At 68.6% G+C, this 23,392-nt stretch carries 19 protein-coding genes and 3 tRNA genes; 17 read left to right on the forward strand and 5 right to left on the reverse strand.

Features of this window, described 5'->3' with window-relative positions:
• Positions 1-9: 9 nt before the first annotated feature.
• Both OG352_RS25975 and OG352_RS25980 read right to left on the reverse strand, forming a co-directional pair.
• The gene (locus OG352_RS25975) at positions 10-666 is read right to left on the reverse strand and encodes an SDR family oxidoreductase (protein WP_329220165.1); all 657 of its coding nucleotides are present in this window, start codon (positions 664-666) and stop codon (positions 10-12) included.
• Positions 667-764: 98 nt separating this feature from the next.
• Positions 765-2,063: a hydrolase gene (locus OG352_RS25980; protein WP_329220166.1), complete on the reverse strand. Its 1,299-nt coding sequence runs from the start codon at positions 2,061-2,063 to the stop codon at positions 765-767.
• 263 nt (positions 2,064-2,326) lie between these two features.
• On the opposite strand from OG352_RS25980, the gene OG352_RS25985 reads away from it, so the two are divergent.
• The 6 genes from OG352_RS25985 to OG352_RS26010 all read left to right on the forward strand — a co-directional run bounded on the left by OG352_RS25985 (position 2,327) and on the right by OG352_RS26010 (position 4,986).
• Positions 2,327-2,399, forward strand: a tRNA-Thr gene (locus tag OG352_RS25985).
• Between the two features lie 46 nt (positions 2,400-2,445).
• A tRNA-Met gene (locus tag OG352_RS25990) sits at positions 2,446-2,518 on the forward strand.
• 89 nt (positions 2,519-2,607) lie between these two features.
• A complete protein-coding gene (rpmG, locus tag OG352_RS25995; RefSeq protein ID WP_018834916.1) occupies positions 2,608-2,772 on the forward strand; it encodes a 50S ribosomal protein L33 in 165 nt (54 codons plus the stop codon).
• A 111-nt stretch (positions 2,773-2,883) separates the two neighbouring features.
• A complete protein-coding gene (locus tag OG352_RS26000) occupies positions 2,884-3,384 on the forward strand; it encodes a MaoC family dehydratase N-terminal domain-containing protein (protein ID WP_329220167.1) in 501 nt (166 codons plus the stop codon).
• A 7-nt stretch (positions 3,385-3,391) separates the two neighbouring features.
• Positions 3,392-3,820, forward strand: a complete 429-nt coding sequence (locus OG352_RS26005) for a MaoC family dehydratase (protein ID WP_329220169.1) — start codon at positions 3,392-3,394, stop codon at positions 3,818-3,820.
• A gap of 110 nt (positions 3,821-3,930) precedes the next feature.
• Positions 3,931-4,986, forward strand: coding sequence for a UDP-N-acetylmuramate dehydrogenase (locus OG352_RS26010; protein ID WP_329220170.1), 1,056 nt, complete (start codon positions 3,931-3,933; stop codon positions 4,984-4,986).
• Positions 4,987-5,051: 65 nt separating this feature from the next.
• Here the strand turns inward: OG352_RS26010 and OG352_RS26015 are convergent, their stop codons facing one another.
• Positions 5,052-6,116 carry an adenosine deaminase gene (locus OG352_RS26015; protein ID WP_329220172.1) on the reverse strand — a complete coding sequence of 355 codons (1,065 nt, stop codon included), beginning with the start codon at positions 6,114-6,116 and terminating at the stop codon, positions 5,052-5,054.
• Between the two features lie 125 nt (positions 6,117-6,241).
• Positions 6,242-7,468, reverse strand: coding sequence for a pyridoxal phosphate-dependent aminotransferase (locus tag OG352_RS26020; RefSeq protein WP_329220173.1), 1,227 nt, complete (start codon positions 7,466-7,468; stop codon positions 6,242-6,244).
• Positions 7,469-7,685: 217 nt separating this feature from the next.
• Here OG352_RS26020 and OG352_RS26025 point away from each other — a divergent pair.
• The 11 genes from OG352_RS26025 to OG352_RS26075 all read left to right on the forward strand — a co-directional run bounded on the left by OG352_RS26025 (position 7,686) and on the right by OG352_RS26075 (position 21,890).
• Positions 7,686-7,758, forward strand: a tRNA-Trp gene (locus OG352_RS26025).
• Positions 7,759-7,874: 116 nt separating this feature from the next.
• Positions 7,875-8,162: a preprotein translocase subunit SecE gene (gene secE / locus OG352_RS26030; RefSeq protein ID WP_093777403.1), complete on the forward strand. Its 288-nt coding sequence runs from the start codon at positions 7,875-7,877 to the stop codon at positions 8,160-8,162.
• 80 nt (positions 8,163-8,242) lie between these two features.
• Positions 8,243-9,091, forward strand: coding sequence for a transcription termination/antitermination protein NusG (gene nusG, locus OG352_RS26035; protein ID WP_329220176.1), 849 nt, complete (start codon positions 8,243-8,245; stop codon positions 9,089-9,091).
• Positions 9,092-9,262: 171 nt separating this feature from the next.
• Positions 9,263-9,697, forward strand: coding sequence for a 50S ribosomal protein L11 (rplK, locus tag OG352_RS26040; RefSeq protein ID WP_329220177.1), 435 nt, complete (start codon positions 9,263-9,265; stop codon positions 9,695-9,697).
• A gap of 85 nt (positions 9,698-9,782) precedes the next feature.
• Positions 9,783-10,508 (forward strand): 50S ribosomal protein L1, encoded by a 726-nt coding sequence (rplA, locus tag OG352_RS26045; RefSeq protein WP_329220178.1) that lies wholly within the window; start codon positions 9,783-9,785, stop codon positions 10,506-10,508.
• A 130-nt stretch (positions 10,509-10,638) separates the two neighbouring features.
• Positions 10,639-11,559, forward strand: coding sequence for a hypothetical protein (locus OG352_RS26050; protein ID WP_329220180.1), 921 nt, complete (start codon positions 10,639-10,641; stop codon positions 11,557-11,559).
• A 107-nt stretch (positions 11,560-11,666) separates the two neighbouring features.
• Positions 11,667-12,491 carry a hypothetical protein gene (locus tag OG352_RS26055; protein WP_329220182.1) on the forward strand — a complete coding sequence of 275 codons (825 nt, stop codon included), beginning with the start codon at positions 11,667-11,669 and terminating at the stop codon, positions 12,489-12,491.
• 295 nt (positions 12,492-12,786) lie between these two features.
• Entirely contained in the window at positions 12,787-13,317 is a 531-nt protein-coding gene (gene rplJ / locus OG352_RS26060; RefSeq protein WP_329220184.1) for a 50S ribosomal protein L10, read from the forward strand.
• 116 nt (positions 13,318-13,433) lie between these two features.
• Positions 13,434-13,817 carry a 50S ribosomal protein L7/L12 gene (gene rplL, locus OG352_RS26065; protein WP_329220186.1) on the forward strand — a complete coding sequence of 128 codons (384 nt, stop codon included), beginning with the start codon at positions 13,434-13,436 and terminating at the stop codon, positions 13,815-13,817.
• A gap of 577 nt (positions 13,818-14,394) precedes the next feature.
• Positions 14,395-17,880 (forward strand): DNA-directed RNA polymerase subunit beta, encoded by a 3,486-nt coding sequence (rpoB, locus tag OG352_RS26070; protein ID WP_329220188.1) that lies wholly within the window; start codon positions 14,395-14,397, stop codon positions 17,878-17,880.
• Positions 17,881-17,990: 110 nt separating this feature from the next.
• Complete coding sequence (locus OG352_RS26075; RefSeq protein WP_329220189.1) at positions 17,991-21,890, forward strand: DNA-directed RNA polymerase subunit beta'; 3,900 nt, start codon at positions 17,991-17,993, stop codon at positions 21,888-21,890.
• A 194-nt stretch (positions 21,891-22,084) separates the two neighbouring features.
• Here the strand turns inward: OG352_RS26075 and OG352_RS26080 are convergent, their stop codons facing one another.
• A complete protein-coding gene (locus OG352_RS26080) occupies positions 22,085-23,362 on the reverse strand; it encodes a hypothetical protein (protein WP_329220190.1) in 1,278 nt (425 codons plus the stop codon).
• Positions 23,363-23,392 lie beyond the last annotated feature (30 nt).

The following is a 23,392-nucleotide window of genomic DNA, read 5'->3' on the forward strand; positions in this document are numbered from 1 at the left end:
CCGCCTCGCTCAGTTCCCCGCGACCGCCTTCACCGCCACCGCCACCGGCGCCGAGCCGCTGATCAGCTCCAGAGTGAGGCCGGACGTCGCCGGGGTGTCGAGCAGCTCGGTCAGTACGGCGGCCACGTCGTCGCGTGGGACGGGACCGCGGCCCGTACGCGCCTCCAGGCGGGCCAGACCGGTGCCGGCGTCGTCCGTCAGCGCGCCGGGGCGCAGGATCGTCCAGTCGAGGGAGTCCAGGCCCTGCACGTACGCGTCCGCCTCGCCCTTGGCGCGCAGGTAGACGTCGAAGATCCCGTCGCCCTGGTGATCCGGGTCCGCGCCCATGGACGACACGACCACGAAGCGCCGTACGCCCGCCCGGACCGCGGCGTCCGCGAACAGCACCGCCGCGCCCCTGTCCACGGTGTCCTTGCGGGCCGTCCCGCTGCCCGGGCCCGCGCCCGCCGCGAACACCGCCGCGTCCGCGCCGCGCAGCCGCTCCGCGACCTCCTCGACGGAGGCCGACTCCAGGTCCAGGACGACCGGTTCGGCACCGGCCGCCCGCAGGTCGTCGCCCTGTTCGGCCTTGCGGATGATCCCCGCGACCTCGTCCCCGCGCGCGGCGAGCAGACGCTCCAGCCGCAGCGCGATCTGACCATGACCACCAGCGATGACAATGCGCATGCCCTCGACCGTACGCCCGGACAGCCCCGTCCGCCGCACGACTTCGGCCAGACCCCCAGACCCCCAGACCCCCAGCCCTCAGGCACGCACCCCCAGCCCTACGAAAGCTTCCCCCGCCCCTGCCTCGGCAGGCCCAACTCCGCTGTGGCCGCCGAGTTGCAGTACTCGCGGACCGCGCTCGTGCGGGCCACCACGCGCCCCCGGTGGATCACGATCCGGCTGTACGCCAGGGACAGGGCGCCCGCCAGCCGGTCGCCGCGGACGGCCAGCAGGTCGGCCGGGAAACCCGCCTCCACGCGGACCTCGGGGAGGCCCAGAGCGGCCCGCGCGGACGTGCTCACGGCGTCGTAGGCGTCCTCGGGGCGCAGGCCGTGGCGCGAGGCGAGGAGATAGGCCGCTTCCAGCGGGTCGCCGCGGCCGACCGGGTTGGAGAGGTCCCGCAACGCCCCGCTGCCGGCCGCCACTCGCACCCCGGCCGCGCGCAACAGCCGTACGGGCGCCGCGCCCCGGTGTTCGACGGCGCCGCAGCCGCCCTGGGGGAGGCAGACCACCGTCACGCCGGCGGCGGCCAGTTGGTCGGCGGTGCGGCCGGCCGTCTCGGCGGGGAGGCGGTCGAGGCCGCCGCAGGGGCTGAGGGTGACGCCGGGGCGCAGGCCGCCGGCCATCGCGGCGATGCGGGCGAGACGGGCCGGGTCGGCGGCGTCGGTGTGCAGGTCGACGGGGCAGCCGTGCTCGGAGGCGACCTCCAGGACGGCCTCCACGTAGCCCGTCGGATCGGGGTCCAGGTCCGGGCAGCCCCCCACCACCGAGGCGCCCATCTTCACCGCGTCGCGCAGCATCGCGAGCCCGTCCGCGCCGGCCGCCCCGGTCAGCACCCGGGGCATCGCCACCGTCGTCAGCTCGGCGAGCCCGCGCAGCGAACGCCGGGCCTGCAGGACGGCGGCCAGCGCGCCGAGGCCCTGGACGTCGCCCACGCGCACGTGCGCGCGCACCGCCGTCGCGCCGTGGCCGAGTTGCAGCAGCGCGGCCTCCGTAGCACGGCGCTGGACGTCCTGGGCGGCGTACGAGACGGGGCCGTCGGCGTCGGCCGTGAGCGCGGTGTCGGCGTGCGCGTGCGGCTCGGCGGGGGCGGGGAGCAGGAGGTAGCCGTCGAGGTCCACGCGCGTGCCGCCACGGGACGGGCCGGCCGCCGGGCCCGCGGTCAGGCTGCCGGCCGTGCCGACCGCCTCGATACGCCCGCGGCCCAGCCGTACGTCCACGGTCCGGCCGTCCGTCAGACGCGCCCCGCACAGCAGGAGGGCGGCCGGGTCCGGCGAACCTCCCGAACCTCCCGAGGCGCCCCACGAGGACGACGATGACGACCACGAGGGCGGCGGCTGCGGCTGGCTGTCGGGCATCGCGCTCCAGGGGCTCGGCTCGGGACTGCGCGGGGCAGCTTCGCGGGGGACTGAACAAGATCACGCAGAGTGAGTCGAGCCTAGGACGGCGGTTCGGCGCGGGCGGGGAGGAGCGCAATAGTCGTACCGGTGTGGTCCGCCGTGCCGGAGGGGCTCGGGAGACCGCCGGGACCCTGCGGGAACGGCCCTCGGGACGGCCCCGGAGGGCCACGCGAAACGGATTTGGGTGAACGGCTGCGGACCGTGTAATGTCTTCATCGCTCGCCCCAATAGCTCAGTCGGTAGAGCGTCTCCATGGTAAGGAGAAGGTCTGCGGTTCGATTCCGCATTGGGGCTCTGGTGGGTGAGGTTCCCGTCGCAAGGCGGGACCTGATCCCATCAAAGCGGTGTAGCTCAGTCGGTAGAGCAAGCGGCTCATAATCGCTGTGTCACCGGTTCAAGTCCGGTCACCGCTACTGACAGTAGCCGATTGTGGGGTCGGTCCTTCGATCGGCTACTCTTTCATGCGTTAATAGGTCCCATCCGTTCGTCAAGGAGCACTCCTGTGGCTGCCACCGACGTCCGCCCGAAGATCACGCTGGCCTGCGTGGAGTGCAAGGAGCGGAACTACATCACCAAGAAGAACCGGCGTAACAACCCGGATCGAATGGAGATGAAGAAGCACTGCCCGCGTTGCAACGCGCACACAGCGCACCGCGAAACGCGATAAATCAGGCTCGTATACGAGGCCGTCCCCGAGTGATCGGGGGCGGCCTCGTGTCGTTGAACCAGTCGAACGATCCGTACCGGTCATTTGAGCAAGCAGGAGGTGCCGAGGCCCATGGCGCTCGATCAGTCCTTCGTCGGGCGGATCTACCCGCCCACCGATCCCTATGAGGTCGGCCGGGAGAAGATCCGCGAGTTCGCCGAGGCCGTGGCGGACGCCAACCCGGTGTACACCGACCCGGAGGCCGCCAAGGCGCTCGGGTACGCCGATGTGATCGCGCCCCCGACCTTCGTGTTCTCCATCACCTTCAAGGCCGCGCGGCAGGTCGTCCGGGACCCCCAGTTGGGCCTCGACTACAACCGCGTGGTGCACGGCGACCAGAAGTTCGCCTACAGGCGTCCGGTGCGCGCCGGTGACCGGCTCACGGTCACCTCGACCATCGAGGCCGTCAAGTCCATGGCCGGCAACGACATCCTGGACATCCGCGGAGAGGTCCACGACGAGTCCGGCGAGCACGTCGTGACCGCCTGGACCAAGCTCGTCGCCCGCGCGACGGAGCCCGAAGCAGCGGCGGAGCCCAAGGAAGCCGCGGAGCCCGCGGAAGGGAAGGCGTGAGGAACCGATGACGGCGAAGATCGCTTACGACGACGTCGAGGTCGGCACCGAGCTGCCGGCCCAGTCCTTCCCGGTGGACCGTGCCGCTCTGGTGCAGTACGCGGGCGCCTCCGGGGACTTCAACCCCATCCACTGGAACGAGAAGTTCGCCAAGGAGGTGGGCCTGCCGGACGTCATCGCGCACGGCATGTTCACCATGGCCGAGGCGATCCGCGTCATCACCGACTGGACCGGCGACCCGGGCGCGCTCGTCGACTACGGCGTCCGCTTCACCCGGCCGGTCGTGGTCCCGAACGACGACCAGGGCGCCGTGATCGAGGTCACCGGCAAGGTGGGCGCCAAGCTCGACGACAACACCGTGCGGGTCGACCTGACCGTGACCAGCGGCGGGCAGAAGGTGCTCGGGATGTCCCGGGCGGTCGTACGACTGGGCTGAGGCCGGCCGGGTTGGTGATTACCGGGTGGTGGCGGTAAGGGGCGTTCTCCATTGCGGGGCGCCCCTTACACGGGGCGGCGCTGTCAGTGGTGTCTCGTAGGCTTGGGCGCGTGCAGGAACTCCAGGACGCCCCGCTCGCCCCGCTGACCACCTTCCGGCTGGGCGGTCCCGCCACCAGGCTGGTGACCGCGACGACCGACGCCGAGGTGATCGCCGCCGTGCGCGCGGCCGACGCCGACGGCACACCGCTGCTGATCGTCGGCGGCGGCTCCAACCTCGTCATCGGCGACAAGGGCTTCGAAGGCACCGCCCTGCGCATCGCCACCCGCGGCTGCGAACTCGTCGGGACACGGCTCGAACTGGCCGCCGGCGAGGTCTGGACCGACGCCGTCGCCCGCACCGTGGAGGCCGGGCTCGCCGGCATCGAGTGCCTGGCCGGCATCCCCGGCTCGGCGGGCGCCACCCCGATCCAGAACGTCGGGGCGTACGGCCAGGAGGTCTCCTCGACGATCACCGAGGTCATCGCCTACGACCGCCGGGCGGGCGAGACGGTCACGCTGACCAACGAGGAGTGCGCCTTCTCCTACCGCCACAGCCGCTTCAAGGCCGACCCTGAGCGGTACGCCGTCCTGCGCGTCCGCTTCGAACTGGCGGACGCGGACGGGCTGTCGGCGCCCCTGAAGTACGCCGAGACGGCACGCGCGCTGGGCGTCGAGCCGGGGGACCGGGTGCCGCTCGCCGAGGCCCGCGCGACCGTGCTGAAGCTGCGCGCCGGGAAAGGCATGGTCCTCGACCCCGAGGACCACGACACCTGGTCGGCCGGCTCCTTCTTCACCAACCCGATCCTCACCGACGCCGGCTTCGCGCTGTTCCACGCGCGCGTGCGCGAGCGGCTGGGCGACGGCGTGGAGCCGCCCGCCTATCCGGCAGGCGAGGGGCACACCAAGACCTCCGCGGCCTGGCTGATCGACAAGGCGGGCTTCACCAAGGGGTACGGCAGCGGGCCCGCCCGCATCTCCACCAAGCACACCCTGGCCCTCACCAACCGCGGCACGGCCACCACGGAGGACCTGCTGGCGCTGGCCCGCGAGGTCGTGACCGGAGTGCGCGAGGCCTTCGGCATCACCCTGGTCAACGAGCCGGTGATGGTGGCCGCCGAGCTGTAGCCCCGGCCGGCCCCCGGCCCTTACCGGCTCCGGCCCTCACCTGCCCCCGCCGCCCCCGAACCGGCTCAGGACGCCAGCCAGTCGTCCACGCCCGACAGCAGTTTCGCCCGCACGTCCTCCGGCGCCGCCGATCCCCGTACCGACTGGCGGGCCAGTTCCGCCAACTCCTCGTCCGTGAAGGCGTGGTGGCGGCGGGCGATCTCGTACTGGGCCGCCAGCCGCGAGCCGAACAGCAGCGGATCGTCGGCGCCCAGGGCCATCGGGACGCCCGCGTCGAACAGGGTCCGCAGCGGAACGTCCTCGGGCTTCTCGTACACCCCCAGCGCCACGTTCGACGCCGGGCACACCTCGCAGGTCACCCCCCGCTCGGCGAGCTTCTTCAGCAGGCGTGGATCCTCGGCCGACCGCACCCCGTGGCCCAGCCGGTTCGCGTGCAGATCGTCCAGGCAGTCGCGGACCGACGCCGGACCCGTCAACTCGCCGCCGTGCGGCGCGGACAGCAGCCCGCCCTCCCGCGCGATCGCGAACGCCCGGTCGAAGTCCCGTGCCATGCCCCGGCGTTCGTCGTTCGACAGCCCGAAGCCGACCACGCCCCGGTCCGCGTACCGCACGGCCAGCCGGGCCAGGGTGCGGGCGTCCAGCGGATGCTTCATCCGGTTCGCCGCCACCAGCACCCGCATGTCGAGCCCGGTGTCGCGCGAGGCCGTCTCCACCGCGTCCAGGATGATCTCCAGCGCCGGGATCAGCCCGCCCAGCCGGGGCGCGTACGACGTCGGGTCCACCTGGATCTCCAGCCAGCCCGAGCCGTCCTTCAGGTCCTCCTCCGCGGCCTCCCGCACCAGCCGCTGGATGTCCTCCGGCTCCCGTACGCACGACCGCGCCGCGTCGTACAGGCGCTGGAAGCGGAACCAGCCCCGCTCGTCCGTGGCCCGCAGCTTCGGCGGCTCGCCGCTCGTCAGCGCCTCGATCAGCGCCTCGGGCAGGCGCACACCGTACTTGTCGGCCAGTTCCAGCACGGTGGTCGGCCGCATCGAACCGGTGAAGTGCAGGTGCAGATGGGCTTTCGGCAGTTCAGAGACATCACGTACACACGGGGGGTTCGGGGGGTGCCCCCCTGAAGAGCTCGGCATCTGGGAATCCTGCCGCACGTTCCCGTCGTCCCGGTACCACTTTCCCCGAACGTGGTCTTGCTCGCACACATGACAGAGGGCCAGGCCCGAACGTTCGGGCCTGGCCCTCTGTCACGCGTGTCGGGTCAGTCCCTGGCCTCGGCCAGCAGCTTCTGGATCCGGCTCACGCCCTCGACGAGATCCTCGTCACCCAGCGCGTACGACAGCCGCAGGTAGCCCGGTGTGCCGAAGGCCTCACCCGGCACCACCGCGACCTCGGCCTCCTCCAGGATGAGCGCGGCCAGCTCGACCGAGTCCTGCGGGCGCCTGCCGCGGATCTCCTTTCCGAGCAGCGCCTTCACCGACGGGTACGCGTAGAACGCGCCCTCGGGCTCCGGGCAGAGCACGCCGTCGATCTCGTTGAGCATCCGCACGACGGTCTTGCGGCGGCGGTCGAAGGCCTCGCGCATCTTCTCCACGGCCGACAGATCACCGGAGACGGCGGCCAGCGCGGCGATCTGCGCCACGTTGGAGACGTTCGACGTGGCGTGCGACTGGAGGTTCGTCGCGGCCTTGACGACGTCCTTCGGCCCGATGATCCAGCCCACCCGCCAGCCGGTCATCGCGTACGTCTTGGCGACGCCGTTGACCACGATGCACTTGTCGCGCAGCTCGGGCAGGATCGCCGGCAGCGAGGTGAACTTCGCGTCCCCGTAGACGAGGTGCTCGTAGATCTCGTCCGTCATCACCCACAGGCCGTGCTCGACGGCCCAGCGGCCGATCGCCTCGGCGTCCTCGGCGCTGTAGACGGCGCCGGTCGGGTTCGACGGGGAGACGAAGAGCACGACCTTCGTGTTCTCCGTGCGCGCCGCCTCCAACTGCTCGACGGAGACCCGGTAGCCGGTGGTCTCGTCGGCGACGACCTCCACCGGGACACCGTCGGCCAGCCGGATCGACTCCGGGTAGGTGGTCCAGTACGGCGCCGGGACGATGACCTCGTCGCCCGGGTCGAGGATCGCGGCGAAGGCCTCGTAGATGGCCTGCTTGCCGCCGTTGGTCACCAGGATCTGGGCCGGGTCGACCTCGTAGCCGGAGTCGCGCAGGGTCTTCGCGGCGATCGCGGCCTTCAGCTCGGGCAGGCCGCCGGCCGGCGTGTAGCGGTGGTACTTCGGGTTCGAGCAGGCCTCGATGGCCGCCTGGACGATGTAGTCCGGGGTCGGGAAGTCGGGCTCACCGGCGCCGAAGCCGATCACCGGCCGCCCGGCGGCCTTCAGGGCCTTGGCCTTGGCGTCCACGGCAAGAGTGGCGGATTCGGAGATCGCGCCGACTCGGGCGGAGACCCGGCGCTCGGTGGGAGGGGTTGCAGGGCTCATGGGGTCCATGGTTTCAGACCGGAAACCCGCCCGGCACACGGGTTTCACGGACTGGTCAGCCGACTGAACATCAGAGTGAATCCGATCAAGAGCACTTTTCGTTCGACGAGGGGGCCAAGACCACGTACACTCACACGTCGTTGGCCTTCAACAGCCGCGCCCCCAACAGGTGCACACCGAGCACCCGGCCGGATGCGGTACGTTGGGGAACACACAAAGGGTCGTAGCTCAATTGGTAGAGCACTGGTCTCCAAAACCAGCGGTTGGGGGTTCAAGTCCCTCCGGCCCTGCTACACACACCATCACCAGGATGTGTGCGCAGCGTATGTACGTACAGCAGCAATGCACCGTCGTGCGGCTCAGACCGGGCGCGGCACGGCCACGACCCGGGAACAGGTGAGGACGAATGGCGGATGCCGTGGGCTCCATCGACACGCCTGATGCCCAGGACGAGGTGCCTGAGGCGCAGCAGAAGACCCGCAAGGGTGGCAAGCGCGCCAAGAAGGGCCCGCTGAAGCGTCTCGCGATCTTCTATCGCCAGATCGTCGCGGAGCTCCGCAAGGTCGTATGGCCCACGCGGAGCCAGCTGACGACGTACACGACCGTGGTGATCGTCTTCGTCGTCATCATGATCGGCCTGGTGACCGTGATTGACTATGGACTCAGCCACGCCGCCAAGTACGTCTTCGGCTGAGCCAAGAGCGAAGGGCGCCGAGGTATCCGGCGCCCCTTTCGCATGTTCCACCCCTATGTATCCAGGAAGAAGCAGCCACCGTGTCTGACCAGAACCTGAACGAGGACGTCGAGTCCGTGGACGACGAGCTCGACATCGTCGAGGGCGCGGACGAGGACCTGGACGAGTTCGAGGCTGCCGAGGCCGAAGCGGGCGAGCCCGCAGAGGAAGCCGCGCTCCACGTCGAGGACGAGGAAATCGTCGCCGACGAGGACGTCGAGGACGAGGATGTCGTCGCCGACGAGGCCGAGGAAGAAGAGCCGGCCGAGCCCGTCGACCCCGTCACCGCCCTGCGCGAGGAGCTGCGCACCCTCCCCGGCGAGTGGTACGTCATCCACACGTACGCCGGTTACGAGAACCGTGTGAAGACCAACCTGGAGCAGCGCGCCGTCTCGCTGAACGTCGAGGACTTCATCTTCCAGGCCGAGGTGCCGCAGGAAGAGGTCGCGCAGATCAAGAACGGCGAGCGCAAGACCATCCGTCAGAACAAGCTCCCCGGCTACGTGCTGGTGCGCATGGACCTGACCAACGAGTCCTGGGGCGTCGTCCGCAACACCCCCGGCGTCACCGGCTTCGTGGGCAACGCCTACGACCCGTACCCGCTGACCCTGGACGAGATCGTCAAGATGCTCGCCCCGGAGGCCGAGGAGAAGGCCGCCCGTGAGGCCGCCGAGGCCGAGGGCAAGCCGGCTCCGTCCCGCAAGCTCGAGGTCCAGGTGCTGGACTTCGAGGTCGGCGACTCGGTCACCGTCACCGACGGCCCGTTCGCCACGCTGCAGGCCACGATCAACGAGATCAACGCCGACTCGAAGAAGGTCAAGGGCCTCGTCGAGATCTTCGGCCGCGAGACCCCGGTCGAGCTCAGCTTCGACCAGATCCAGAAGAACTGACCCCTTCTGGAACACCAGCCTCCGATCAGGTCAGGTGGCCGCTCGCGCGGTGCCTGACCTGCTCGGTTTTTGGCCGCGCAGAGATACCCGTTATCGTTGTGCGGTATGCCTCCATCCGGATCATCCGGACCGGAAGGCTGAAAAAACTCTCACTAGGACCCGGAGAGAGCAATGCCTCCCAAGAAGAAGAAGGTCACGGGGCTCATCAAGCTCCAGATCAACGCCGGTGCGGCGAACCCCGCACCGCCGGTCGGCCCCGCGCTCGGCCAGCACGGCGTCAACATCATGGAGTTCTGCAAGGCCTACAACGTCGCGACCGAGTCGCAGCGTGGCTGGGTGATCCCGGTGGAGATCACGGTCTACGAAGACCGCTCCTTCACCTTCGTCACCAAGACGCCGCCGGCCGCGAAGATGATCCTCAAGGCCGCTGGTGTCGAGAAGGGCTCGGGCGAGCCGCACAAGACCAAGGTCGCCAAGATCACGCAGGCGCAGGTCCGCGAGATCGCCACGACCAAGCTGCCCGACCTCAACGCCAACGACCTGGACGCCGCGTCGAAGATCATCGCCGGCACCGCCCGTTCCATGGGCATCACGGTCGAGGGCTGAGCCCCAGCCCCGTAGCACCTTCGTAGCACCGTGGCAGGGCCTGCTCGGCCCCAACCACGACTCCTCAAGACACACTGGAGCAGTAGTGAGCAAGCGCAGCAAGTCCCTCCGCGCTGCGGACGCCAAGATCGACCGGGAGAAGCTCTACGCCCCGCTCGAGGCCGTCCGTCTCGCCAAGGAGACCTCCACGAGCAAGTTCGACGGCACCGTCGAGGTCGCCTTCCGCCTGGGTGTCGACCCGCGCAAGGCCGACCAGATGGTCCGTGGCACCGTGAACCTGCCGCACGGCACCGGCAAGACCGCCCGGGTCCTGGTCTTCGCGACCGGTGACCGTGCTGCGGCCGCGGAGGCCGCGGGCGCCGACATCGTCGGCTCCGACGAACTGATCGACGAGGTCGCGAAGGGCCGTCTGGACTTCGACGCCGTCGTCGCCACCCCGGACCTCATGGGCAAGGTCGGCCGCCTCGGCCGCGTGCTCGGTCCGCGTGGTCTGATGCCGAACCCGAAGACCGGCACCGTCACCCCCGACGTGGCCAAGGCCGTCACGGAGATCAAGGGCGGCAAGATCGAGTTCCGCGTCGACAAGCACTCGAACCTGCACTTCATCATCGGCAAGTCGTCCTTCGACGACGTCAAGCTGGTGGAGAACTACGGCGCGGCCCTGGAGGAGATCCTCCGTCTGAAGCCGTCCGCCGCCAAGGGTCGCTACATCAGGAAGGCCGCGATCAGCACCACGATCGGCCCCGGCATCCAGCTCGACCCGAACCGCACCCGCAACCTTCTCGTCGAGGAGGACCCGGCCGCGGTCTGAACCTGACGGTTCGCCCCAGTCGGCGACGAGCCCCGCAACCTTTCGAGGTGCGGGGCTCGTCCCTTTTGTCGTACGGCTGTCAGTGCTGTGGGTTAGCGTGCTGTGACGGGACACCTTGGGGGTGGGGCGAATGAAGCGTGCGACCGTGCGCCGTGCGGGTCTGTCGATCGTTGCGATGACGCTGTTCGCGGGGGTGACCGCCTGCAGCTCCGGCGGTTCGGGGGCTTCGGGCGGTTCCAGCGGCTCGGGCGGGTCCGGCAAGGGCGGGGGCGGCGGTCCGCTGCTCAGCCCGATAGCGGCCCTGCGCAGCGCCGAGAAGTCCACCGACGGCGCGGAGTCCGCGAAGGTCGAGTCGACCACCACGATGGGCTCGGTGATGTCGATGACCGCCGACGGCGCCCTCGGCTGGGGCGACGGCCTCACCGGCACCCTCACCATCACGTACACCGGCGGCGCCATGGCCGACACGATGCGCCAGATGGGCACCACGTCGATGGAGGCCCGCTACCTGCCCGACGCCTACTACGCCAGGATGGGCGACACCTTCGCCACACAGGCCGGCGGCCGGCACTGGATCAAGTACGCGTACGACGCCCTGGAGAGCCTCGCCGGCAGCTCCGGCGCGTATCTGAAGGACCAGATGCAGAACACCACCCCGAACCAGTCGGTGAAGCTCCTGCTGGCCTCCGGGGACGTGCGGGAGGTCGGCGAGGAGAAGGTGCGGGGGCAGCGCACCACGCACTACTCGGGGACGCTCGACGTGGCCGACCTCGCCGAGCAGAACTCCAGCCTCACCCGCAGCCAGCGCGACGACCTGAAGAAGACGCTGGAACAGGCAGGCGTCACCACCGAGACCATCGACATCTGGGTGAACGACCGGGACCTGCTGGTCAAGAAGACGGAGAAGGGCGAGACCACGACGGGCGCCTACTCCCAGACCGCGTACTACAGCGACTACGGCACCGAGGTCTCCGCCGAGGTGCCGCCGGCGAGCGACACCGCCGACTTCACGGAGCTGGTGAAGCAGCAGGGGGCGGGCACCGGCTCGTAATTCACGGGACCTCCCCGCCGCGCTGGGATACCTTCACGGTCTCGCACGGCCTTGCTGTGCGTCGACCGTGTGTTCTCTGTGTCTGTATGGGGTTCTGGGGGAATGGGATGAGGTCTTCCGTAGGCGTGCTCGGGCTGTCGGGGCTTTCCGCGCTGTTCGTCGCCGGGTGCGGGGCGGTGGGGGGTTCGGAGACTGGGGGTGACTCGGGCGCCGCGGCCGCCGTCACCCGGGCCGCCGAGAAGGCGGAGCAGCCCGTGTCCCTGCGCTACCGCATGACCGGCCGGACGCCGGAGGAGGGCCGGATCAAGGCCGAGGCCGCCCTCGGCACCGAGCCGCCTGTCATGAGCCTGAAGTCCACCGTGCTCAGCGGACGGGACCAGGGCACGGGCGAGATCCGGCTGGTCGGCGGGGTGCTGTACGTGGGCAGCGACGAGGCGAACGAGGACGGCAAGCACTGGGTCAGGTTCGGGGCGCCGGGCACCGCCCTGAAGGGCCTCAAGGTCGGCACCGGCACGGCGGGCGACAAGGTCCGCGAGAACCCCTCCCACGAGAGCGGCTTCCTCGCCGCCGCCGACGACCTGAAGAAGGCCGGCACCGACACCGTCGAGGGCGTCCGCACCACCCACTACACGGGCACGGCCACCGTCGACGACATACGCGCCTCGTACAAGGACGACGACAGGAGCGTCCGGCAGCGGACCGAGAAGAGCCTCGCGCAGTACGAGAAGCTGGGCGTCGACGAGCTCACCATGGACCTGTGGGTCGACGCCGAGGACCGGACGCGGCAGTTGCGCATGCGGGGCTTCGGGCGGCACGGCGAGCTCGACCTCACCATCACGTTCCTCGACTTCGGCAAGCCGGTGACCGTGCAGGCACCGCCCGCCTCCGACACCCTGGACATGGCCGAGGAACTGAAGAAGGCCCGGGACTGAGCCGGGAACGGCCCCCGAGCGGGCGGATTTGCCTGACGGCGACCCGGTCCCGTACGCTCCTGAAGAAGCCAAAGACCGCTGGTCGTTGCCGTGCGCTCGTCAGAGAGTGCGGTGGCCGAAGGATCCGCTGCAATGCGGACGACCCGCGTAGGTGAATGTGGATGTGCTCCCGGATCTGTTCCGCTCACGGAATTCGTTCGGTCGAGACTACGCCCCGTGCGCCTGCGCCGGGGCGTTTCGTTTGTCCCAGCCCCTTCTGAGCGGTCCTCATCACCCGGAAGGAGGCCGACGCTCTATGGCAAGGCCCGACAAGGCTGCCGCGGTAGCCGAGCTGACGGACGCGTTCCGCAGCTCGAACGCCGCCGTGCTGACCGAGTACCGGGGTCTCACCGTGGCGCAGCTCAAGACGCTGCGTCGTTCGCTTGGTGAAGACGCCCAGTACGCCGTGGTGAAGAACACGCTGACCAAGATTGCGGCCAACGAGGCCGGGATCTCGACGCTCGACGACCTGTTCAACGGTCCGACGGCAGTCGCCTTCATCACCGGTGACCCGGTGACGTCGGCGAAGGGTCTTCGTGACTTCGCCAAGGACAACCCGAACCTCGTCATCAAGGGCGGCGTCCTTGACGGCAAGGTGTTGTCCGCCGACGACATCAAGAAGCTTGCGGACCTCGAGTCCCGCGAGGTTCTGCTCAGCAAGCTGGCCGGTGCCTTCAAGTCGAAGCAGTCTCAGGCTGCCTCCGTCTTCCAGGCGCTGCCCTCGAAGTTCGTCCGCACCGCGGAGGCGCTTCGGGTCAAGCAGGCCGAGCAGGGCGGTGCCGAGTAACTCGGCTCGCACTCTGACCGCAGCCGCCTGACGCGGCCGCGGTCGACGCGGGCCGACTGTACGCCCGCCGACATGTACATCCGGCACCAGCCGAATTAGTGGAAGGATCGCCCCACATGGCGACGAAGCTGTCCCAGGAAGAGCTGCTCGAGCAGTTCGAGAACCTCACCCTCATCGAGCTCTCCGAGTTCGTGAAGGCGTTCGAGGAGAAGTTCGACGTCACCGCCGCCGCCGCGGTCGCCGCTGCCCCCGCCGGCCCGGCCGCCGTTGCCGAGGCCGTCGAGGAGCAGGACGAGTTCGACGTCGTCCTCACCGGCGCCGGCGAGAAGAAGATCCAGGTCATCAAGGTCGTGCGTGAGCTGACCTCCCTGGGCCTCAAGGAGGCCAAGGACCTCGTGGACGGCGCCCCGAAGCCCGTCCTCGAGAAGGTCGCCAAGGAGGCCGCCGAGAAGGCTGCCGAGTCCCTCAAGGCCGCCGGCGCCTCCGTCGAGGTCAAGTAACACCACGCGGTCGGCGACGACCGTGAGCAAAGGCTGAAACTGGTCCCTCCGGGGCTGTAACGCCGGCGCACCGAGGAGCGATCATCCATCTGGGTGGTCGCTCTTCGTCGTTCCTGGGAGCGCGGCCACGGTTACCTTGAACCCGTGTGAGCGGGGGGTATGGTGATCTTCATCGTGTCTCCGAGCGCGCCGGTTCGCGCAGGGGGGCCTTGACGAACCGCACGCAGCGCGCAATTCTCAGGACGCGTCGTCACAAGGATCCGAATCCGAGGCATGGATCGGCGACGAACAGGGCAGTATCACCGTGCGTTGAGGGCAAGCAGACCGAGGGCGTTGAGAACCACGAGGGTCTCGAAAAACCCGCACTGGACATCAGTGTGCCAAGTGGCTACACTGACCCTTTGCGCTGCCTGTTAGCTGTCCCCTGCCCGTCACCAGGGGCATGCCCTCACTTGAGCCCGGACGACCAGACCTCCTTGACCTGGCCCTTTGGCCAGATCCGGAAAGCTGTCTCCGTGCACGGGATTGAGGGGCCGGTACGCGCGTAGTGAGTCCGAGCCCTCGGAAGGACCCCCTCTTGGCCGCCTCGCGCAACGCCTCGACCGCGAATACGAACAACGCTGCCAGCACCGCCCCGCTGCGCATCTCCTTTGCAAAGATCAAGGAGCCCCTCGAGGTTCCCAACCTTCTCGCGCTGCAGACCGAGAGTTTCGACTGGCTGCTCGGCAACGACGCCTGGAAGACTCGCGTCGAGGCTGCTCTGGACTCCGGTCAGGACGTCCCCACCAAGTCCGGTCTGGAGGAGATCTTCGAGGAGATCTCCCCGATCGAGGACTTCTCCGGGTCGATGTCGCTGACCTTCCGCGACCACCGTTTCGAGCCGCCGAAGAACAGCATCGACGAGTGCAAGGACCGTGACTTCACCTTCGCGGCCCCGCTCTTCGTGACGGCCGAGTTCACGAACAACGAGACCGGCGAGATCAAGTCCCAGACGGTCTTCATGGGCGACTTCCCGCTCATGACGAACAAGGGCACCTTCGTCATCAACGGCACCGAGCGTGTCGTCGTGTCGCAGCTGGTCCGTTCGCCGGGCGTCTACTTCGACTCCTCGATCGACAAGACGTCCGACAAGGACATCTTCTCCGCCAAGGTCATCCCCTCCCGGGGCGCCTGGCTGGAGCTCGAGATCGACAAGCGCGACATGGTCGGTGTCCGTATCGACCGCAAGCGCAAGCAGTCCGTCACCGTTCTCCTGAAGGCTCTCGGCTGGACGACCGAGCAGATCCTGGAGGAGTTCGGCGAGTACGAGTCCATGCGCGCCACCCTGGAGAAGGACCACACCCAGGGTCAGGACGACGCGCTTCTGGACATCTACCGCAAGCTCCGTCCGGGCGAGCCCCCCACGCGTGAGGCCGCGCAGACGCTGCTCGAGAACCTCTACTTCAACCCCAAGCGCTACGACCTCGCGAAGGTCGGCCGCTACAAGGTCAACAAGAAGCTGGGCGGCGAGGCTCCGCTCAACGCGGGCGTGCTGACCGTCGAGGACGTCATCGCGACGATCAAGTACCTGGTCAAGCTGCACGCCGGCGAGACCGAGACGACCTCGGACAACGGCACGTCGATCGTCGTCGAGACCGACGACATCGACCACTTCGGCAACCGTCGTCTGCGCAGCGTCGGCGAGCTCATCCAGAACCAGGTCCGTACGGGTCTGGCGCGTATGGAGCGCGTCGTCCGCGAGCGCATGACGACCCAGGACGTCGAGGCGATCACGCCGCAGACCCTGATCAACATCCGGCCGGTCGTCGCCTCCATCAAGGAGTTCTTCGGCACCAGCCAGCTGTCGCAGTTCATGGACCAGAACAACCCGCTGTCGGGTCTCACCCACAAGCGCCGCCTGTCGGCCCTTGGCCCGGGTGGTCTCTCCCGTGAGCGGGCCGGCTTCGAGGTCCGTGACGTGCACCCGTCCCACTACGGACGCATGTGCCCGATCGAGACGCCCGAAGGCCCGAACATCGGTCTGATCGGTTCGCTCGCCTCCTACGGCCGCGTCAACGCGTTCGGCTTCGTGGAGACGCCGTACCGCAAGGTCGCCGGCGACGTCGTCACCGACGAGGTCGACTACCTGACGGCCGACGAGGAGGACCGCTACGTCATCGCGCAGGCCAACGCCCTGCTCAACGACGACATGCAGTTCACCGAGGCCCGCGTCCTGGTCCGCCGTCGTGGCGGCGAGGTCGACTACGTCCCCGGTGACGACGTGGACTACATGGACGTCTCGCCGCGCCAGATGGTGTCGGTCGCGACCGCCATGATCCCCTTCCTCGAGCACGACGACGCCAACCGTGCCCTCATGGGCGCGAACATGATGCGTCAGGCCGTGCCGCTCATCAAGAGCGAGGCCCCGCTCGTCGGCACCGGCATGGAGTACCGCTCCGCCGTCGACGCCGGCGACGTGGTCAAGGCCGAGAAGGCGGGCGTGGTCCAGGAGGTCTCCGCGGACTACATCACCACCACCAACGACGACGGCACGTACATCACGTACCGCCTGGCCAAGTTCGCCCGCTCCAACCAGGGCACCTCGGTCAACCAGAAGGTCATCGTCAACGAGGGCGACCGGATCATCGAGGGCCAGGTCCTGGCCGACGGTCCGGCCACCGAGAACGGCGAGATGGCCCTGGGCAAGAACCTGCTCGTGGCGTTCATGCCGTGGGAGGGTCACAACTACGAGGACGCGATCATCCTGTCGCAGCGCCTCGTACAGGACGACGTCCTCTCCTCGATCCACATCGAGGAGCACGAGGTCGACGCCCGTGACACCAAGCTCGGCCCCGAGGAGATCACCCGGGACATCCCGAACGTCTCCGAGGAGGTCCTCGCCGACCTCGACGAGCGCGGCATCATCCGCATCGGTGCCGAGGTCGTCGCCGGCGACATCCTCGTCGGCAAGGTCACGCCCAAGGGCGAGACCGAGCTGACGCCGGAGGAGCGCCTGCTGCGCGCGATCTTCGGTGAGAAGGCCCGTGAGGTCCGTGACACCTCGCTGAAGGTGCCGCACGGCGAGATCGGCAAGGTCATCGGCGTCCGCGTCTTCGACCGTGAAGAGGGCGACGAGCTGCCGCCGGGCGTGAACCAGCTGGTCCGTGTCTACGTGGCGCAGAAGCGCAAGATCACGGACGGCGACAAGCTCGCCGGCCGGCACGGCAACAAGGGTGTCATCTCCAAGATCCTGCCCATCGAGGACATGCCGTTCCTCGAGGACGGGACCCCGGTCGACATCATCCTCAACCCGCTCGGTGTGCCGTCCCGAATGAACCCGGGACAGGTGCTCGAGATCCACCTCGGCTGGCTCGCCAGCCGCGGCTGGGACGTCTCCGGTCTCGCCGACGACTGGGCCAAGCGCCTGCAGGTCATCGGCGCCGACCAGGTCGCCCCGGGCACCAACGTCGCCACCCCGGTGTTCGACGGCGCCCGTGAGGACGAGCTCGCGGGTCTGCTGAACCACACCATCCCGAACCGCGACGGCGAGCGCATGGTGCTCCCGACCGGCAAGGCGCGGATGTTCGACGGCCGCAGCGGTGAGCCGTTCCCGGACCCGATCTCGGTCGGTTACATGTACATCCTGAAGCTGCACCACCTGGTCGACGACAAGCTGCACGCCCGTTCGACCGGTCCGTACTCGATGATCACCCAGCAGCCGCTGGGTGGTAAGGCGCAGTTCGGCGGTCAGCGCTTCGGCGAGATGGAGGTGTGGGCGCTGGAGGCATACGGCGCCGCGTACGCCCTCCAGGAGCTCCTGACCATCAAGTCCGACGACGTCACCGGCCGCGTGAAGGTCTACGAGGCCATCGTCAAGGGCGAGAACATCCCCGAGCCCGGCATCCCCGAGTCCTTCAAGGTGCTCATCAAGGAGATGCAGTCTCTCTGCCTGAACGTGGAGGTGCTGTCCAGCGACGGTATGTCCATCGAGATGCGTGACACCGACGAGGACGTCTTCCGCGCGGCGGAGGAGCTCGGCATCGACCTGTCCCGGCGCGAGCCGAGCAGCGTCGAAGAGGTCTGACGGGAGTCCGGTCCGGAGGTTCAGCGATGAAGATCCCTGAGTCTCCGGCCGGCCCCGGGACCCCCGTATCAGACCCCAAGACTTACAACCCTGAGAGGGATTGACGCATAGTGCTCGACGTCAACTTCTTCGACGAGCTCCGGATCGGCCTGGCTACGGCGGACGACATCCGTCAGTGGAGCCACGGCGAGGTCAAGAAGCCCGAGACGATCAACTACCGCACGCTCAAGCCCGAAAAGGACGGACTCTTCTGCGAGAAGATCTTCGGTCCGACCCGGGACTGGGAGTGCTACTGCGGCAAGTACAAGCGTGTCCGGTTCAAGGGCATCATCTGTGAGCGCTGCGGCGTCGAGGTCACTCGCGCCAAGGTGCGTCGTGAGCGGATGGGCCACATCGAACTGGCCGCGCCCGTCACGCACATCTGGTACTTCAAGGGCGTTCCGTCACGCCTCGGGTACCTGCTCGACCTCGCTCCGAAGGACCTCGAGAAGGTCATCTACTTCGCGGCGTACATGATCACGTTCGTCGACGACGAGCGCCGGACGCGCGACCTGCCCTCGCTGGAGGCGCATGTCTCCGTCGAGCGTCAGCAGGTCGAGAACCGTCGCGACGCCGACCTCGAGGCCCGCGCCAAGAAGCTCGAGACCGACCTGGCCGAGCTCGAGGCCGAGGGCGCCAAGGCCGACGTGCGCCGCAAGGTGCGCGAAGGCGCCGAGCGGGAGATGAAGCAGCTGCGCGACCGTGCGCAGCGCGAGATCGACCGCCTCGACGAGGTGTGGACCCGCTTCAAGAACCTCAAGGTCCAGGACCTGGAGGGCGACGAGCTCCTCTACCGCGAGCTGCGTGACCGCTTCGGCACGTACTTCGACGGTTCGATGGGCGCCGCCGCCCTGCAGCGGCGGCTCGAGTCCTTCGACCTGGACGAGGAGGCCGAGCGCCTCCGCGAGATCATCCGCACCGGCAAGGGCCAGAAGAAGACCCGTGCGCTCAAGCGCCTCAAGGTCGTCTCCGCGTTCCTGCAGACCAGCAACAGCCCCAAGGGCATGGTGCTGGACTGCGTGCCGGTCATCCCGCCGGACCTTCGCCCGATGGTGCAGCTGGACGGTGGCCGCTTCGCGACCTCCGACCTGAACGACCTGTACCGCCGTGTGATCAACCGCAACAACCGCCTGAAGCGGCTTCTCGACCTCGGCGCGCCCGAGATCATCGTGAACAACGAGAAGCGCATGCTCCAGGAGGCCGTCGACGCGCTGTTCGACAACGGCCGTCGTGGCCGTCCGGTCACCGGTCCCGGTAACCGCCCGCTGAAGTCCCTGAGCGACATGCTCAAGGGCAAGCAGGGTCGATTCCGTCAGAACCTGCTCGGCAAGCGTGTGGACTACTCCGCGCGTTCCGTGATCGTCGTCGGTCCGCAGCTCAAGCTGCACCAGTGCGGTCTGCCGAAGGCGATGGCGCTGGAGCTCTTCAAGCCGTTCGTGATGAAGCGCCTGGTCGACCTGAACCACGCGCAGAACATCAAGAGCGCCAAGCGCATGGTGGAGCGCGGCCGCACCGTCGTGTACGACGTCCTCGAAGAGGTCATCGCCGAGCACCCGGTGCTGCTGAACCGTGCGCCCACCCTGCACCGCCTCGGCATCCAGGCCTTCGAGCCGCAGCTCGTCGAGGGCAAGGCCATCCAGATCCACCCGCTCGTCTGCACCGCGTTCAACGCGGACTTCGACGGTGACCAGATGGCCGTCCACCTGCCGCTCTCCGCGGAGGCGCAGGCCGAGGCCCGCATCCTGATGCTGTCCTCGAACAACATCCTCAAGCCCGCCGACGGCCGTCCGGTGACGATGCCGACCCAGGACATGGTCCTCGGTCTGTTCTTCCTCACCACCGACGGCGAACTGCGTGACACCAAGGGCGAGGGCCGCGCGTTCGGCTCCACGGCCGAGGCGATCATGGCGTTCGACGCCGGCGAGCTCGCGCTGCAGTCGGCGATCGACATCCGCTTCCCGGTGGGCACCATGCCGCCGCGCGGCTGGACCCCGCCGGCCCGCGAAGAGGGCGAGCCGGAGTGGCAGCAGGGGGACACCTTCCGCCTGCGCACCACCCTGGGCCGCGCGCTCTTCAACGAGCTGCTGCCCGAGGACTACCCGTTCGTCGACTACTCGGTGGGCAAGAAGGCTCTCGGCGAGATCGTCAACGACCTGGCGGAGCGCTATCCCAAGGTCATCGTGGCGGCGACGCTCGACAACCTGAAGGCGTCCGGCTTCTACTGGGGCACCCGCTCCGGTGTCACCGTGGCCATCTCCGACGTCGTCGTCCCCGAGGCGAAGAAGGCCATCGTCGCGGGCTACGAGGCGCTGGACGAGAAGGTCCAGAAGCAGTACGAGCGCGGTCTGATCACCAAGGAAGAGCGCACGCAGGAGCTCATCGCGATCTGGACCAAGGCGACCAACGAGGTCGCCGAGGCGATGAACGCGAACTTCCCCAAGACGAACCCCATCTTCATGATGGTTGACTCGGGTGCCCGAGGAAACATGATGCAGATGCGGCAGATCGCCGGTATGCGTGGTCTGGTGTCGAACGCGAAGAACGAGACCATCCCGCGTCCCATCAAGGCCTCGTTCCGTGAGGGCCTGTCCGTGCTGGAGTACTTCATCTCCACCCACGGTGCCCGTAAGGGTCTGGCGGACACCGCCCTGCGTACCGCCGACTCGGGTTACCTGACCCGTCGTCTGGTGGACGTCTCGCAGGACGTCATCATCCGCGAGGAGGACTGCGGAACCGAGCGCGGTCTGAAGCTGCGGATCGCCTCGAAGGACGAGACCGGCGTTCTGCGCAAGGCCGGGGACGTCGAGACCAGCGTCTACGCCCGCATGCTCGCCGAGGACGTCGTCATCGACGGCAAGGTGATCGCGCCGGCCAACGTGGACCTGGGCGACGTGCTCATCGACCAGCTCGTGCGCCACGGCGTCGAGGAGGTCAAGACCCGCTCGATCCTGACCTGCGAGTCCCAGGTCGGCACCTGCGCCATGTGCTACGGCCGCTCGCTGGCCACCGGCAAGCTGGTCGACATCGGTGAGGCGGTCGGCATCATCGCCGCCCAGTCCATCGGTGAGCCCGGCACCCAGCTGACGATGCGTACCTTCCACACCGGTGGTGTGGCCGGTGACGACATCACGCAGGGTCTGCCGCGTGTCGTCGAGCTCTTCGAGGCCCGTACCCCGAAGGGTGTCGCCCCGATCTCCGAGGCCTCCGGCCGCGTGCGGATCGAGGAGACCGAGAAGACCAAGAAGATCGTCATCACCCCGGACGACGGCAGCGACGAGACGGCGTTCCCGATCTCGAAGCGCGCCCGGCTCCTGGTCAGCGAGGGCGAGCACGTCGAGGTGGGCCAGAAGCTCACCGTGGGTGCCACCAACCCGCACGACGTGCTGCGCATCCTGGGTCAGCGTGCCGTCCAGGTCCACCTGGTCGGCGAGGTCCAGAAGGTCTACAACTCGCAGGGTGTGTCGATCCACGACAAGCACATCGAGATCATCATCCGGCAGATGCTGCGCCGCGTGACGATCATCGAGTCCGGCGACGCCGAGCTGCTGCCCGGCGAGCTCGTCGAGCGCTCGAAGTTCGAGGTCGAGAACCGTCGTGTGGTGCAGGAGGGCGGTCACCCGGCCTCCGGTCGTCCGCAGCTCATGGGTATCACCAAGGCCTCGCTGGCCACGGAGTCCTGGCTGTCGGCGGCGTCCTTCCAGGAGACGACCAGGGTGCTGACGGACGCGGCGATCAACGCCAAGTCCGACTCCCTGATCGGCCTCAAGGAGAACGTCATCATCGGTAAGCTCATCCCGGCCGGTACGGGTCTGTCCCGCTACCGCAACATCCGGGTCGAGCCGACCGAAGAGGCCAAGGCCGCGATGTACTCGGCCGTCGGCTACGACGACATCGACTACTCGCCGTTCGGCACGGGCTCCGGCCAGGCCGTCCCGCTGGAGGACTACGACTACGGTCCGTACAACCAGTAGGCGGCGGGCGATCGCTTGATCGTCTGAACGCTTGAAGGGCGGTCACCCCGTTTCGTACGGGGTGACCGCCCTTCGGCGTTCCTGGAGGCTCCCGGGCCTCAAGGCAGGGCGTTCAGGCGCTGTAGGGGCCGTCAGCGCCGTCCAGGCACCTGCCCTGCCCTGCCCTGCCCTGCCTGGCCCTGCCCGGCCCCGGTCTACGGGATTCCCAGCTCGAAGATCACGTAGTGCGCGTACCACCCCGAGGCGATCGACGCCGTCGCGAAGAACACCGCAAGGCTCGGCCACTTCAGCCGGCTCAGCGCCGCCGCGGGGGCCAGCAGCAGGGGGAAGGCCGGGAGCAGGTAGCGGCCCGTGTTGCCGAACATCTGCTGGGTGCCCAGCACGGTGAGCACGCTCGCCAGCGTGTACGCGACCAGCACCAGCGGCGGCTTCTTGCGCAGCATCAGCGCGATCAGGAAGGGCAGCGCCAGGACGAGCTGTACGGCCAGCAGGTCGGGGACCGTGAACGCGAACAGGTAGTCGTGCCGGCCGACCGCCGTGTTGCCCAGCACGTCGAGGGTGAAGGCGCCGAAGTCGAAGGAGTGTGCCCATCCCTCGCGCTGGAGCGTGAAGTACGCGGTGAGGTCGCCCATGCTGAGGCCGACCCAGGTGATGTAGGTGAGCAGGCCGAGCGGCGCGGCGATCATCGCGTACACGGGACCGGCGATCCCGTGCTCGCGCCTGCTGTCGCGCCGGGCGAGCGTCACGATGGCGGCCAGCCCGACCGCGCCGATGAGCGCGGCGGACGTCGGCCGGTTGAGCCCGGCCAGGAAGGCGAGGAGCCCGGCCGCCACCCAGCGGCGCTTCATCACGCAGTGGCAGCACCAGGCGGCGATGGCGACGAAGACCGACTCCGAGTAGACCGCCCACTCCACGCCCGCGCCGGGCGCCACCGCCCACAGCCCGGCCGCGATCGTGCCCGCCCGCACCCCGGCCAGCGTCGATATCACGGCGTAGATGCCGGCCGCGGCCACGAAGGAGGCCAGCACCGACACCAGGATCCCGGAGCCGTACAGGCCCAGTCCCGTGATCTCGGAGACGCCCCTGATCAGGCCCGGGTAGAGCGGGAAGAAGGCGACCGAGTCCTGCTTGACCGTGAACAGGCCGCCCGGGTCGAGCCGTTGCAGCGGCTTGGGGTCGTAGCCCTTCTCGGCGACCTGGAGGTACCACCAGCCGTCCCAGGTGGCGAGCACGTCCCACCAGTGGGCGCCGCCGCCGAAGCGCGGGTTCTTCTTCTGGTACTCGTCGGCCCACTCCAGGAGCCAGGCGAACACGGTCAGCCCGACGAGCTTCAGCGTGCCGTAGAGGAGCAGCGGGGCGAGGTACGGTCGTACACCGTCCGGCAGGGTGAGGCGGCGGAGCCTCGGGAGCCGTTCCTGTTGCCCGTCGGGCACGGCGGGGTCAGTCGCCGTGGCCTTGGAAGCCGTGCTCATGGCTGGGATCCCCTGGTCGTCAGAGTGTTG

The organism is Streptomyces sp. NBC_01485, from assembly GCF_036227125.1.
In the GTDB taxonomy this organism is placed as follows: Bacteria; Actinomycetota; Actinomycetes; order Streptomycetales; family Streptomycetaceae; genus Streptomyces.